This is a genomic window from Streptomyces sp. L7 (assembly GCF_050990935.1).
Taxonomy (GTDB): domain Bacteria; phylum Actinomycetota; class Actinomycetes; order Actinomycetales; family Microbacteriaceae; genus Leifsonia.
In genome coordinates, this window is record NZ_CP194644.1 from 3,341,515 (window position 1) to 3,353,946 (window position 12,432).

Genomic DNA, 12,432 nt, shown 5'->3' on the forward strand with positions numbered 1-12,432 from the left:
ATGGAGGACATGTTTGTACCCCGGCCTGTCCCCAGTAGAGGGGGTGCGGCCCGATCAGGCCGCCAGCTCAGCGACCAGGGCCGCGACGAAGTCGTCGATGTCCTGCTCGGTGGTGTCGAAGGAGCACATCCAGCGCACCTCGTGGCGGGCCGCATCCCAGTCGTAGAACCGGAAGTGCTGCCGCAACCGGTCCGCGACGCCGGCCGGAAGCGTGGCGAACACGCCGTTCGCCTCGGTGGCCTGACTGAAGCCGACGCCCTGGATGCTGCCGTCCGCGATCCCGGCCTCCAGCGCGCCACGGAGCCGGGAGGCCATCGCGTTGGCGTGCGACGCCGAGCGCAGGTAGAGGTCGTCGTGCAGCAGGGCGATGAGCTGCGCGGAGATGAACCGCATCTTGGACGCGAGCTGCATGTTGAGCTTGCGCAGGTAGAGCAGGCCCTCGGACGCGGCCGGGTTGAGGACGACGACGGCCTCGCCGTACAGCATCCCGTTCTTGGTGCCGCCGAAGCTGAGCACGTCGACGCCGGCGTCGGTGGTGAACTCCTTCAGCGGCACGCCGAGGGTGGCGGCGGCGTTGGAGATCCGGGCGCCGTCCAAGTGCAGCTTCATGCCGCGGGCGTGCACGTGGTCGGCGATCGCGCGGATCTCCTCAACGCTGTAGGCGGTGCCGAGCTCGGTGGTCTGCGTGATGGAGACGGCGAGCGGCTGCGCACGGTGCTCGTCGCCCCAGCCCCAGGCCTCGCGGTCGATGAGCTCGGGCGTCAGCTTGCCGTCCGGGGTCTCGACCGTCAGCAGCTTGAGCCCGCCGACCTTCTCGGGGGCTCCGGCTTCGTCGGTGTTGATGTGCGCGGTCTTGGCGCAGATCACCGCTCCCCAGCGCGGCACCATCGACTGCAGGCCGACGACGTTCGCGCCGGTGCCGTTGAACACCGGGAACACCTGCACGCCGTCGCCGAAGTGCTGCGCGAAAACCTCATGGAGGCGTTCGGTGTACACGTCCTCGCCGTAGGAGATCTGGTGCCCGTTGTTGGCGGCGGCGATCGCGTCGAGGATCTCCGGGTGCACACCCGCGTAGTTGTCCGACGCGAAGCCGCGCAGGTTGAGGTCATGGAGTTGAAGCGTCACTGTTCCATCCTAGATTCGCTGAAAGCGCGGCCCCGATTCGGCACGAATGTGCGTTACGGCCCCGCGAAAGTGGACATTCGGCACGAATGTCAGAGGGCGACGGGGAGGCGCGCACCGTTCAACGGCGCAGCGTCGACGTCCCAGAGGCGCACGACCTCCTCACCGAGGCGCTCCTCCAGGCCGGCGAGCGTCTTGACGACGAAGACGACGGCCGCCGACTGCGGCGCCTCCTTGCCGAGGCCCTGGGCGATAGCGCGTGTCCACGCGTCCGCCGCCGCCTTGGCCGCAGCGTAGTTCGCGCCGCCCGCGTACGGCTTGTCGACCGCCGTGGAGGACACGATGGCCAGCCGGCCGGCAGGGGAGGCGACAAGGTCGTCGTAGAAGACGCGCGTGGTGTTCCGCAGGGTCTGGAAGCCGCGCAAGAGGAAGTCCCAGTCCGCGTCGCTCTGCCCGGCGATGCCGCCACCGCCGCGCCAGCCGCCGACCAGGTGCACCAGGCCGTCGACGCGCCCGAACTTGAGGTGGATGCGCATCGCCAGCTCGGCCACCGCGTCGCGGTCGGCCAAGTCGCAGACCCGGGTGTCGACGCCGGGGACGGCCTGCGCCAGGGAGTCCAGCGCCTCCTGCCGGGTGCCGACCGCGAGCACGGTCGCGCCCGCCGCCGTGAGCGCGCGCGCCACCGCCTCGCCGGACGCGCTGGTCGCGCCGGCGATCAGCACGAGGCGCCCGGCGACGCCGTTCGCCGGCGCCGGCGCGATTCCTTCGGGTGAGAACCGCGCCGACGCCGAACCTTCCTGATCCGTCACGCCTCGTCCGTTGTTCCGGTGATGCCGGAGGTGGATTGGATGACGGTGGCCATCTTCTTGTTGAGGGCTTCGTAGAACATGGAGAGGGGGAATTCGTCGTCCAGGACGGCGTCGGTGTATCCCTTGGGTGGTCCGGCGAGGACTTCGTCCGGCAGTCCGCGTGCCCACACCGACGCCGGGTTCGGGGTCAGGGTCTGGGTGAGCATGTCGTAGGCGGCGAGCCAGTGCGCGACTTTGGGCCGGTCGATGGAGCGCCAGTACAGGTCGTTGATGCGGTCCGAGAGGGCGATGACCACGTCGGGGACCTGATCCCAGTCGATGGTGAGTTGGGTGTCGGTCCAGTGCAGCACGTTGTGCTGGTGCAGCCAGGCGAACAGCAACTGGCCGCCGAGGCCGTCGTAGTTGCGGATGCGGCTGCCGGTGATCGCGAACCGGAAGATCCGGTCGAAGATCACCGCGTACTGCACCAGTTTGGCGTGGTCGCGGATCTGTTTCTGCGCCGGGGACAGTTCCGATTCGGGCAGGGCGCCGAGTTCGCGTTGGAGGCGGACGGATTCGCGGAACGCGGTCAGGTCGCAGCGCAGTTCTTCCAGCGAGTAGAGGAAGAACGGCATCCGCTGTTTGATCATGAACGGGTCGAAGGGCAGGTCGCCGCGCATGTGGGAGCGGTCGTGGATGATGTCCCACATCACGAACGTCTCCTCCGTCAGGCGCTGGTCCTCCAGCATGAGGGCGGCATCCTCCGGGAGTTCCAGTTTCGTGATCTGTGCGGCAGCGGCCACGACCCGCCGGTAGCGGGCGGCCTCCCGGTCCTGGAAGATCGCACCCCACGTGAACGACGGAATCTCGCGCATCGCGACCGTCTCGGGGAACAGCACCGCGGAGTTGGTGTCGTAGCCCGGGGTGAAGTCCACGAAGCGCAGCGCGACGAACAGCTTGTTGCCGTAGTCGCCGGCCTCCAGCGCCGCCACGAACTCGGGCCAGATGACCTCCACCAGCACGGCCTCGACGAACCGGTTCGTGCTGCCGTTCTGCGTGTACATCGGGAACACGACCAGGTGGCCGAGCCCGTCGACGCGGTGCTGCTGCGGCTGGAACGCGTTCAGCGCGTCGAGGAAGTCGGGCACCCCGAAGCCCTCGTGGGCCCAGCGGCCGAAGTCGCGGCGAAGCGCGTCGAGGTACGCCGCGTCGTGCGGGAAGAACGGGGCGAGTTCGGCGACGGCGTCGACGATCGTCGCGGTGAGCTCGGCGGCGGCGGCCTTGTCGGACTCCTGCTCGACCGAGCCGTCCTTGACCTGCAGCGCCTGGAGGGCGGTCGCCGCTTCCTTGAGCCGCAGCCACGCGGGATGCGTCGCGACCTCGCGGACGGAGCGGGCGTCCTCGACGACCTCGGGCTCCCCGACAATGGCTCCTGCAGTGAACTGCGGGACGAATTGAGACATGACGAACCTCCCGTCGTACGATCGGCCGCGCTAGCGGCACTGCGATGGAGCGCAGCTTTCCGCGCTCCGATCCGAGCCTAACCGCGAAGTCCGGGCGATTTCTTGACAGTTTCGGCGGAAATCTGCGCAGCCGGGGCTGGTCGCGCACGAAAACGCCGCAGTGTGCCGAGGAAAGGATTTCCTCCCGCCGCGTCATGGATTCCCGGACGCCCGCTCTCTCACATGCCGGGACGTGCTCGTGCCGACCGGTGCGGCTGGCGGGGAGGCTGCTCGCGGGGTGTCCGTTCATTCGGGAAACGCCGGACACCCCGCGAAATCACAGCACCCCGCGAAATCACAGGACCCCGCGAAATCACAGCACCCCGCGGACTCGCGCCACCGGCGAAACCACGCCGCCCTCCGAACACCTAGAGTGCTCTCGTGACCACGGAGCAGACCGCCGTAGCCGTCATGGAGGCGCTGGCGTCGGTCGCCGACCCCGCCGACGCGGTCTTCCTCCAGCGCTTCTTCACGACCGGCCCCGGCGACGACCGAGCACCTCGACCCCGCTGCGAGGGCCGCATATCGGGCGGTCCCTCGCCGGAGGTGAGAGGGCCTGAGATGATGGACGAATGGCGAGAACGGTTCGAGGCGCACGCGTCCTGATCACCGGTGCGGCTTCCGGGATGGGCCTCCTCTACGCGGAGCGCGCGGTCCGGGAGGGCGCCCGCGACGTCGTGCTGTGGGATCGCGACGAGGCCGGCCTCACCCGGCTCACCGATCGTCTGCGCGCTGAAGTGCTCGCGGGCCGCACCGTCACCGCGTGGGGCGCCCCAGCAGGCTCCCCGAGTTCGGCGGCGGGAGGCACGGCAGCCGGGACGAGCATCCACCCGCACGTGGTCGACCTCCGCGAGTTGGGCGGGATCGCCCAGGCCGCGCAGTCGGTGCGCAAGGAGCTCGGCGGCGTGGACGTGCTCATCAACAACGCGGGCATCGTGCGCGGCAAGTTCTTCTGGGACCACGACAACGGCGACGACACCCGCGCGACCATGCAGGTCAATGCGCTCGCGCCGATGTACACGACGCGGGAGTTCCTGCGCGGGATGATCGGCAGCCCGCGCGAGGCGCGCATCGTCAACATCGCCTCGGCGGCCGGCACCCTGGCCAACCCGCGCATGAGCGTCTACGCGGCGAGCAAGTCCGCCGTCATCAACTGGAGCGACAGCCTCCGCCTCGAGCTGGAGCAGCAGGGCTACGGCCACGTGAAGGTGACGACCGTCGCGCCGAGCTACATCGACACCGGGATGTTCGAGGGCGCCCGCGGGCCGCTGCTCACCCCGATCCTCACCCCGGAGTACGTGGTCGACCGGGTCTGGCGGGCGATGCTCGCGGGCAAGCCGGTCCTGCTGCTGCCGTGGTCGGTCGGGCTCGCGAAGACGCTGAAGGGCGTCCTCCCCACCCGAGCCTGGGACCTCGTGGCCGGGCGGCTGTTCGGTGTCTACAGCTCGATGGACGAGTTCACCGGCCGCTGACCGCCGACCGCTCCCCGGCCGGTCGCCGCGACCGTCCGCGACTTGACGATCCGTGCCGATCCCGCGGCGGGACGTGGAGATCCGTGCACAGTCCGCCCTCCGCGCCGCACGCGTCGCCGAGCCTGAAGGTGCGGGCCGAAACCTGGCCCGTTCGTTCGAAAGGCTCGCAACATGAAACGGATCGGAACACGGATCACGGCGGCGATCGCATTCGTCGTCACGAAGGGCGTCGCGCTCGCCGCGCTCGCGGAGGCACCGAGGGCGGCGCACGCCCGGCCGGGGGCGATCGCCGGCGTCGACTGGGACACCAGGCCCACCCTCTACGGCGGCCTCTACAGCCACGTCCGCCTGGACGTGGAGCGGATCGAGGCGGCGCACGCCGGACTGCCCCTCCCGGCGCTGCGGCACTCCAACGGGGACCCGGTGGTCGGGATGCCGTACTACTTCCTCGGCCGCGACCCCGGCTCCGGCGCCTACCTTCCGGAGAGCGTCCTGGTCTGCATCGACATCCTCCACGTCGACTACCGCGTGCCCGACGGCTCCGAGTACTTCGACCTGACGACCCTGGTGCCCGAAGAGACGGCGGTTCGGATCTCGCGCACCCTGAACGCCGGCCTCCAGCTCGCCGCCGAGCGCGGCCTCTCGATCGCCGCCGACGGCTCGCAGCCGCTGACGTTCCGCACCGCCGAGGCGTCCGACATCATGCTCGCCGCGCAGATCGCAGCGTGGCACCTGTTCGCGCGGGACAACGTTTCGCAACCGCTGCCGTACCTCGAGTTGAGCGACTTCTCCGTGGACCGGCGGACCATGGGCCCCGATGGCGTCACGGTCGTGGTCGAGCCCGTCGACCTGACGGCCCTCCACGCCGAACTCGACGCACTGCTGGCGCGGTTCGAGACCACCCCGGACTTTGGGCCGGATCCCCTCACGTTCGCCGACCGCGTCACCCTCACGGATGCCGGCGCGCTCGGCGGCTTCACCCTCGAGGTCGACCCCGCCGCCTCCACGCCCGGCTACGACGACTACCTCGGGGCCACGATGTCGACCGACGGCAGCATCCACGTCACCAAGAAGAAGCCGCTCGACCGTCCCGTCACGCTCGGCTTCCGCAAGATGTTCGCACACGGCCTCGGCGGCGGGACGCCGCTCGGCAGCGGAGTCCGTGCCGCGAACGACCAGATCAAGACGGTCCTCCCCAACCTGTTCGAGAGCGGCTTCGAGGTCCCGTTCGCCCGCGACCCGGCGCCGGTCACCCCGCCGCCGCAGGAGCCGCTGACGCTGCCCGCCGTGTCCATCGCCAAGGACGACGGCCGGACGGCCGTGACCGCCGGCGAGCGCCTCGATTACGTGCTCGTCGCCGCCAACGTCGGGGACGTCCCCGCACCGGACGTGGTCGTGGTCGACACCCTCCCCGAGCACCTGGACTTCGTGGAGTCCTCTGTCGCGCCCGGCCCGGCGTCCTCCGGTTCGACGCTGGTGTGGGAGCTCGGCGAGCTGGCTGTGGGGGAGCGGCGCGAGATCGTCGTCTCGGCGGCCGTCCGTGCCGACGTGGGCCCGGGCACGTCGATCGTGAACACCGCGTCCATCACGACGGAGGGCGTCTGCGAGGACGACCCCTGACGGGAGCCGTCTGCTCCGACGACGACACCGACATCACGGTGCCGCCCCTCGACGACCGGTCGGTCGATGAGGCGGGCGTGGCCCCGGTGAGCTCGGACGCGGCCCCGCCGGCAGGCGCGCTCGCGAGCACCGGCGACGCGCTCACGAACGCATGGAAGATGGCGGCGCTGGCCATCGTGCTGCTGGTGACGAGCGGTTGGCTCGCCATCGCTCAGGCGATGAAGCGGCGGCCCGCGCGGACGCAGCCTTCGACCCGGACGTAGCCGCTAGCGCAGCACGGGAGCGGGTGGCGAGTCCGGGTGCGGGCTCGCCACCCGTCCGCGCGCCGCGACCCCTGCGATCGAGGCCCGGAACGCACGGGGCGACGTGGCGTACCGCTCCGCGAAAAGCCGGCTGAAGTGCGCCGCGTCCTTGAACCCCCACCGAGCCCCGACCTCGGCGATCCGGAGGCCGCCGAACTCCGAGTCGGACAGGTCCATCCGGCAGCGCTCCAGCCGCCGCGACCGCACCCACGCCGCGACCGTGCTGTCATGCTCCCCGAACAGCGCGTGGAGCTTGCGCACCGACATGAAGTTGGCGCTCGCGATCTCCGCCACCGTCAGGTCGGGCCGGGAGAGGTTCAGCTCGATGTACTCGATGACCCGGTCGAGCTGGGACTCCCTGGCGCCGGTCTCGCGATCCTGCAGCGCCTCCACCACGACGGCGCCCAGCATCCCGACCGCGCTGTCGACCAGTCGCCGGCCCGCGCTGCCCTCGAGCCGGTGGGCGGTGCGCCCGAGTTGCACGGCGAGCGGGTGGACGATGCCGACGAGGGGACGCTCCCGCTCGAACCGCACCGCCACCACTTCGTCGACCGTGCTCGCGGGCACCGGCAACGCGCGGTGCGGGATCCGCACGATGAGGCTCTCCCCGCCGTGGTCGAGCACGAAGGGGCGCGCGGCAGAGTACGCGGTGATGTCACCGGCCCGCACCACGGCGGTTCGGCCGTCCTGCTCGAGGGCGCTCTCCCCGGTGAGCTGGATGTGGATCATCGCGTTGGCCCCGGTCTCGCTCCCGCCGTGCTGGTCGGGCTGCTCGACCGTGTGCCGCGAGCCGCTGATGGCGTTGAACACGACGCCGCCGACGATCGCGCCGCTCACGGCCGTGCGGAAGGTCTGCGACTCGCGGGTCGTGCAGAGCAGCGGGACGGTCGTCTCCCTGAACTTGCGGCGCGTCTCGTCGAAACCCAGGAGCAGCCGCGCGAATCTCCGATCCGGCGGCTGCTCCCCAGGGTTCATGGGGCGAGAACCTAGCAGACCCTTCGGGTCAGGCGACGCCTCCCCGGTCCACATCCTCGCGCCAGGCGCCGGTCTCGGCCGGCTGCGCCTCGATGAACTCCTTGAAGTTGCGGAGGTCCTTCTTGACGGCGTGGTCGTCGACGCCCAGCGCGGCGCCCACCTTCTCCAGCGCGTCGCCCGGCTGCCAGTCGAACTGCACGGTCACGCGCGTGCTGTCGTCGGAGAGGCGGTGGAAGGTGACGACTCCCGCGTGGACGACGTCTCCCGCGACGCTCTTCCAGGCGACACGCTCGTCCGGGTGCTGCTCGGCGATGACAGTGTCGAACTCGCGGGTCACACCGCCGATCTTCACGCGCCAGTGGTTCGTGGTGGCGTCGACCTGGCGGATGTCCTCCACCTCGTCGAGGAAGTGCGGGAAGCTCTCGAACTGGGTCCACTGGTTGTACGCGGTGGTGACGGGCACGTTCACGTCGATGCTCTGGGTCACGGTGGCCATGGGCCGATTCCTTTCCTCGATGGCGCATCTCGATGGCTCGATCGCGCATCTCGATGTGTACGGATTCGGCGTCGACGCTAGGCGGGATCGCCGAGGCGTTCGAGGGGTCGACAGTCGGCCGGGATGGTGGGAAGAGGGATCAGGCCCAGCGGCGGTTCGCCCACCGCTCGAACAGCCCGACCAGCGAGTCGGTCAGCTTGCCGAGGATCGCGAGCAGGATGATCGCCAGGAACAGCCGGTCCGTGCGCCCGTTGTTCTGCGAGTCGCTGAGCAGGAAGCCGAGCCCCATGGATGACGCGATCAGCTCCGCCGCGACGAGGAACAGCCACGCCTGCGCGAGCGCGAGCCGGAGCCCCGACACCACCGCGGGCAGCACGGACGGCAACTGCACGGTCGTGAACAGCCGGACGCCCCCGAGCCCGAACGCGCGGCCGGCCTCCACGAGCTGCCGGTCGACGTGCCGGAGCGCGGCGGCGACGGTCGTGTAGACCGGGAAGAACGCGCCGATCGCGATCAGGATGATCTTGGAGTCCTCGCCGATCTTGAACCACAGGATCAGCAGCGGCACCCAGGCGAGCGACGGCACCGCCCGGATCGCGCCGAGGGTCGGGCTGAACAGGATGTCGCCGAGGCGCGACAGCCCGACGATCGCGCCGAACAGCAGCCCGAGCGCCGCCCCGATCGCGAACCCGATGAGGACGCGCTGCGTCGAGATGGCGATGTAGAGGCCGAGCAGGCCGCGCTGGGCGAGGTCGACGCCGGCCTGCACGACCATCGCGGGGGTGGGGAGCTGGGAGGAGGAGAACGCGCCGGACGTGGAGACGAGCTGCCAGACGATGAGCAGCGCGACCGGGATCAGAGAGCCGCCGACGATCCGCACCGAGCGGCGCGAGAGGAACGGCGCGCGCGACGATGCCGCCCGCGGCTTCGGCTCCTGCGGCGTCGGCTCCCGCGGCGTTCGGCGCGCGACGGGGAGGCCGCCGTCCGGTCCCCCGACGACGATCAGCGGCCCGTCGCCGTCCGGCGCGTTCTGATACGTCATCCCGCGCTCAACCGCCGATCGCGCTCGGGTCGGCCTTCGTGGCGAAGGTCGGGTCGAGGAGGGTGCTCAGCGCCGTGTCGATGTCGCCCTGCGTGCGCACGTCGCCGGACTGCACGAAGATCGGGCCGACCTTCTTCAGCACCGCGAGCTGGGCCGCTCCGGGGATGTTGGAGACGCCGAGGTTGGTGCGCTCGGTGATGACCGTGGTCGCGACCGCCGGGTCGATGCCGGCGACGTCCGCGAGGATCTTCGCCGTGTCGTCCGGGTGCTTCAGCGCCCAGGCGCGCGCGTGCTCGTAGGTGTTCACGACCGTCTGTGCGACGTCCGGCTTCGACGAGAGGAAGGACTCGGTCGCGTTGAGGAACCCGAAGGTGTTGAACTTCACGTTCCGGCAGAGCAGCTTCGCCCCGGACTTCTGGGCGTTGGCCATGATCGGGTCGAGCCCGCTCCACGCCTGCACCGAGCCGTTCTGCAGCGCCGCCCAGCCGTCGGCGTGCTGGAGGTTCTGGATCGTGACATCGTTCGCCGACAGCCCGTTGGCCTCCAGCGCCTGCAGCAGGAAGAAGTAGGGGTCGGTGCCCTTCGTCGCCGCGATCTGCTTGCCCTTGAGCTCCTTCACCGAGGTGATCGGGGAGTTCGGGCCGACCACGAGGGCCGACCATTCGGGCTGGGAGAAGATGTCGATCGTCTTGATGGCCGAGCCGTTGGCGCGCGCGAGGAGGGCGGCCGAGCCCGCCGTGGAACCGACGTCGATCGCGCCGGAGCGGAGCGCCTCGTTGGCCTTGTTGGAGCCGGCCGACTGCACCCAGTTGACCGTGATGCCCTGCTTCTTGAGGGCCTTCTCGAGCCAGCCCTCCTTCTTGATGACCATGCTGAGCGGGTTGTAGGTCGCGAAGTCGATGTTGAGCGTCCCGCCCTTCGTGACGCCGGCGGTGCTCTGGGAGCCGGCGGCGGCGCCTTCCCCGGCGACGCAGCCGGTGAGCAGGAGGGCGGCCGCGGCGGCGACGGCCGCGGCGGCGGGGAGGATGGTGGGTCTGCGGTGCATCGGGTGCCTCTCGGGTCTGGTGGGGCGGTGCTGTGTTCCGTGGCTGGTGCTGGTTGTGCTGGCCGGGCTCAGTACGGGAACGGCGCGATGGCGGGCGCCTGGTGGTCGTCCAGCGCCCTCCCGTGCCGGTCGATCCCGAGCCCGTCGAGCAGTTCGGCGCGGAGCTCGGCGAGCGCCGCGGAGCCCCGGTCGCGCGGTCGGGTGCCGGGGACCGTGACGACGCGACGGATGGTCGCGCCGTCACGGCCGTCCTCGCGGCCCAGCAGGATGACGCGGTCGGCGAGCTGGAGTGCCTCGTCCACGTCGTGCGTGACGAGGAGGATGGTGGCGGGGTTCGCGGTGTGGACGTCGAGGAGGAGGTCCTGCATCCGCAGCCGCGTGAGCGCATCGAGCGCCCCGAACGGCTCGTCCAGCAGCAGGACTCCCGGGTTCCGGGCCAGCGCCCGCGCGAGCGAGGCGCGCTGCGCCATCCCGCCGGACACCTCCCGCGGACGCAGCGAGGCGGCTGCCTCCAGCCCGACCAGCTCGAGCAGCCTCCCGACCCGCTCGCGCCCGTCGGCCCGGTCGAGCCCGCGCGGCAGCCCGAGCGCGACGTTGTCGGCGAGCGACCGCCACGGCAGCAGCCGCGGCTCCTGGAACCCGACAGCGCACCGGGCGTCGATCCCCGCGACGGGCGACCCGTCGATCCGCGCCGCACCGGCCGTGGGCGAGTCGAGCCCGCCCGCGATGCGCAGCAGCGTCGACTTGCCGCACCCACTGGCCCCGAGGATCGCGACGACCTCACCGGCCGCGACGCTCAGCGACACGTCCCGCAGAACGGGCCTCACGGAGGCGGCGGCCCCGCGCTGCCGAAGCCCGGGAAACGCCCGCCCGACACCGACGAAGTCGACGGAGAACGCGGACGCAGGGGAGGCGGAAGGCATGGTCCCTCGACGCTATCGACAGCGGCCCAGCGGGCGCTCCCGGGGGCGCAATGCGGCGTAACGAACGGTTGCGAAAGGGTTGCGCGGCAGTTGCCGTCGTTCCCAGGGCTCGCGCCCGACTTCGACACCGTGACCGTCGTCGACGCACACACAGGTTCGGTGCTGGGCACGCGCCCCGACATCCAGGCGCGCGGAGTCAGCATCATCGGCTCGGGCTGCACCACGACCTCCATGTGAAGGCGGCTCGCGGCGCAATCAGAGAGTCGTGCTCACCAGATCATCGGCCGGTCGTCGTCGTCCTCATGCGTCGCGACCTCCGCCAGCTCGACGAGCACCGGCACGTGGTCGCTCGGCGCGTCGCCTTTGCGCTCGTTCCGGTGGATGCTCGCGCCCGACACCCGGTCGGCGAACGCCGGCGAGCCGAGGATGAAGTCGATCCGGAGCCCCTCGTTGCGCGGGAAGCGGAGTTGCTTGTAGTCCCAGTACGTGTACCCGTCGGGGACGATCGGCCGCACGACATCCGTCAGTCCGACCTTCTCGAAGGCAGCGAACGCGGTGCGCTCCGGCGGCGAGATGTGCGTGGAGACGCCCGGGATGAGGCTCGGGTCGCCGACGTCGGAGTCGAGCGGCGCCACGTTCCAGTCGCCCATCAGCGCGAGCTGCTGACCCGGGTTCTCGGCCAGCCAGCGCTGGGTGTCCGCGGCGAGGGCGGCCAGCCAGTCCAGCTTGTAGACGTAGTGCGGGTCGGCGAGCGAGCGGCCGTTGGGGACATACAGGCTCCACAACCGCACGCCGTCCACCGTCGCGCCGATCGCGCGGGCCTCCTTCGGGAGGTCGGGGCCGTCGTGGTCCTTCAGGAACCCGGGCATGTCGGGGAAGCCGACCTCGACGTCCTCGATCGGCAGCCGGGCGGCGATCGCGACGCCGTTCCACTGGTTCAGGCCGTGCAGGACGACCTCGTAACCGGCCGCCTCGAACGCCTCGTACGGGAACTGCTCCGGCTTGCATTTGATCTCCTGCATGGCCAGAACGTCCACGTCCTCCCGGACCATCCAGTCCACCACCCGGGCGACTCGGGTACGGATGGAGTTCACATTCCACGTGGCGACGCGCATGCCCCGATCGTATCGGGGACCGCCGACCCC

The 12,432-nt window shown here is 70.6% G+C and carries 14 protein-coding genes; 5 read left to right on the forward strand and 9 right to left on the reverse strand.

Annotated features, from left to right (window positions below; translation table 11 throughout):
* Window positions 1-54 precede the first annotated feature (54 nt).
* The 3 genes from ACR5MH_RS17000 to ACR5MH_RS17010 all read right to left on the reverse strand — a co-directional run bounded on the left by ACR5MH_RS17000 (window position 55) and on the right by ACR5MH_RS17010 (window position 3,373).
* A complete protein-coding gene (locus tag ACR5MH_RS17000) occupies window positions 55-1,125 on the reverse strand; it encodes a threonine aldolase family protein (RefSeq protein ID WP_431348264.1) in 1,071 nt (356 codons plus the stop codon).
* 89 nt (window positions 1,126-1,214) lie between these two features.
* Window positions 1,215-1,931 (reverse strand): SDR family oxidoreductase, encoded by a 717-nt coding sequence (locus tag ACR5MH_RS17005; protein WP_433861977.1) that lies wholly within the window; start codon window positions 1,929-1,931, stop codon window positions 1,215-1,217.
* Window positions 1,928-3,373, reverse strand: a complete 1,446-nt coding sequence (locus tag ACR5MH_RS17010) for a DUF6421 family protein (protein ID WP_431348265.1) — start codon at window positions 3,371-3,373, stop codon at window positions 1,928-1,930. Before ACR5MH_RS17010 ends, ACR5MH_RS17005 begins: the two co-directional genes overlap by 4 nt.
* 420 nt (window positions 3,374-3,793) lie before the next feature.
* Between ACR5MH_RS17010 and ACR5MH_RS17015 the strand changes: the two genes are divergently transcribed.
* From ACR5MH_RS17015 to ACR5MH_RS17030, 4 genes are all read left to right on the forward strand, one after another.
* Entirely contained in the window at window positions 3,794-4,018 is a 225-nt protein-coding gene (locus ACR5MH_RS17015) for a hypothetical protein (protein WP_431348266.1), read from the forward strand.
* The gene (locus ACR5MH_RS17020; RefSeq protein WP_431348267.1) at window positions 3,985-4,884 is read left to right on the forward strand and encodes an SDR family NAD(P)-dependent oxidoreductase; all 900 of its coding nucleotides are present in this window, start codon (window positions 3,985-3,987) and stop codon (window positions 4,882-4,884) included. Before ACR5MH_RS17015 ends, ACR5MH_RS17020 begins: the two co-directional genes overlap by 34 nt.
* 171 nt (window positions 4,885-5,055) lie before the next feature.
* Window positions 5,056-6,504, forward strand: coding sequence for a hypothetical protein (locus ACR5MH_RS17025; RefSeq protein WP_433861978.1), 1,449 nt, complete (start codon window positions 5,056-5,058; stop codon window positions 6,502-6,504).
* A 38-nt stretch (window positions 6,505-6,542) separates the two neighbouring features.
* Window positions 6,543-6,767, forward strand: coding sequence for a hypothetical protein (locus ACR5MH_RS17030; protein WP_433861979.1), 225 nt, complete (start codon window positions 6,543-6,545; stop codon window positions 6,765-6,767).
* Window positions 6,768-6,770: 3 nt separating this feature from the next.
* Here ACR5MH_RS17030 and ACR5MH_RS17035 read toward each other — a convergent pair whose 3' ends face one another.
* The 5 genes from ACR5MH_RS17035 to ACR5MH_RS17055 all read right to left on the reverse strand — a co-directional run bounded on the left by ACR5MH_RS17035 (window position 6,771) and on the right by ACR5MH_RS17055 (window position 11,287).
* Window positions 6,771-7,781, reverse strand: a complete 1,011-nt coding sequence (locus ACR5MH_RS17035) for a helix-turn-helix domain-containing protein (protein WP_431348269.1) — start codon at window positions 7,779-7,781, stop codon at window positions 6,771-6,773.
* 28 nt (window positions 7,782-7,809) lie between these two features.
* A complete protein-coding gene (locus ACR5MH_RS17040) occupies window positions 7,810-8,277 on the reverse strand; it encodes an SRPBCC family protein (protein ID WP_431348270.1) in 468 nt (155 codons plus the stop codon).
* Window positions 8,278-8,416: 139 nt separating this feature from the next.
* Window positions 8,417-9,319 carry an ABC transporter permease gene (locus tag ACR5MH_RS17045; RefSeq protein ID WP_431348271.1) on the reverse strand — a complete coding sequence of 301 codons (903 nt, stop codon included), beginning with the start codon at window positions 9,317-9,319 and terminating at the stop codon, window positions 8,417-8,419.
* Between the two features lie 7 nt (window positions 9,320-9,326).
* Entirely contained in the window at window positions 9,327-10,364 is a 1,038-nt protein-coding gene (locus tag ACR5MH_RS17050; protein ID WP_431348272.1) for an aliphatic sulfonate ABC transporter substrate-binding protein, read from the reverse strand.
* Between the two features lie 68 nt (window positions 10,365-10,432).
* Complete coding sequence (locus ACR5MH_RS17055) at window positions 10,433-11,287, reverse strand: ABC transporter ATP-binding protein (RefSeq protein ID WP_431348273.1); 855 nt, start codon at window positions 11,285-11,287, stop codon at window positions 10,433-10,435.
* A gap of 90 nt (window positions 11,288-11,377) precedes the next feature.
* On the opposite strand from ACR5MH_RS17055, the gene ACR5MH_RS17060 reads away from it, so the two are divergent.
* Window positions 11,378-11,524, forward strand: coding sequence for a hypothetical protein (locus tag ACR5MH_RS17060; RefSeq protein WP_431348274.1), 147 nt, complete (start codon window positions 11,378-11,380; stop codon window positions 11,522-11,524).
* Between the two features lie 32 nt (window positions 11,525-11,556).
* Here ACR5MH_RS17060 and ACR5MH_RS17065 read toward each other — a convergent pair whose 3' ends face one another.
* Window positions 11,557-12,402 carry an exodeoxyribonuclease III gene (locus tag ACR5MH_RS17065; protein ID WP_431348275.1) on the reverse strand — a complete coding sequence of 282 codons (846 nt, stop codon included), beginning with the start codon at window positions 12,400-12,402 and terminating at the stop codon, window positions 11,557-11,559.
* Between the last annotated feature and the right edge of the window lie 30 nt (window positions 12,403-12,432).

Excerpts from the sequence above, each read along its gene's own strand:
- ACR5MH_RS17040 (WP_431348270.1), bottom strand. The coding sequence starts at position 8,277 with ATGGCCACCGTGACCCAGAGCATCGACGTGAACGTGCCCGTCACCACC.
- ACR5MH_RS17020 (WP_431348267.1), top strand. The coding sequence starts at position 3,985 with ATGGCGAGAACGGTTCGAGGCGCACGCGTCCTGATCACCGGTGCGGCT.
- ACR5MH_RS17010 (WP_431348265.1), bottom strand. The coding sequence starts at position 3,373 with ATGTCTCAATTCGTCCCGCAGTTCACTGCAGGAGCCATTGTCGGGGAG.
- ACR5MH_RS17025 (WP_433861978.1), top strand. The coding sequence starts at position 5,056 with ATGAAACGGATCGGAACACGGATCACGGCGGCGATCGCATTCGTCGTC.
- ACR5MH_RS17065 (WP_431348275.1), bottom strand. The coding sequence starts at position 12,402 with ATGCGCGTCGCCACGTGGAATGTGAACTCCATCCGTACCCGAGTCGCC.
- ACR5MH_RS17050 (WP_431348272.1), bottom strand. The coding sequence starts at position 10,364 with ATGCACCGCAGACCCACCATCCTCCCCGCCGCCGCGGCCGTCGCCGCC.
- ACR5MH_RS17055 (WP_431348273.1), bottom strand. The coding sequence starts at position 11,287 with ATGCCTTCCGCCTCCCCTGCGTCCGCGTTCTCCGTCGACTTCGTCGGT.
- ACR5MH_RS17035 (WP_431348269.1), bottom strand. The coding sequence starts at position 7,781 with ATGAACCCTGGGGAGCAGCCGCCGGATCGGAGATTCGCGCGGCTGCTC.
- ACR5MH_RS17045 (WP_431348271.1), bottom strand. The coding sequence starts at position 9,319 with ATGACGTATCAGAACGCGCCGGACGGCGACGGGCCGCTGATCGTCGTC.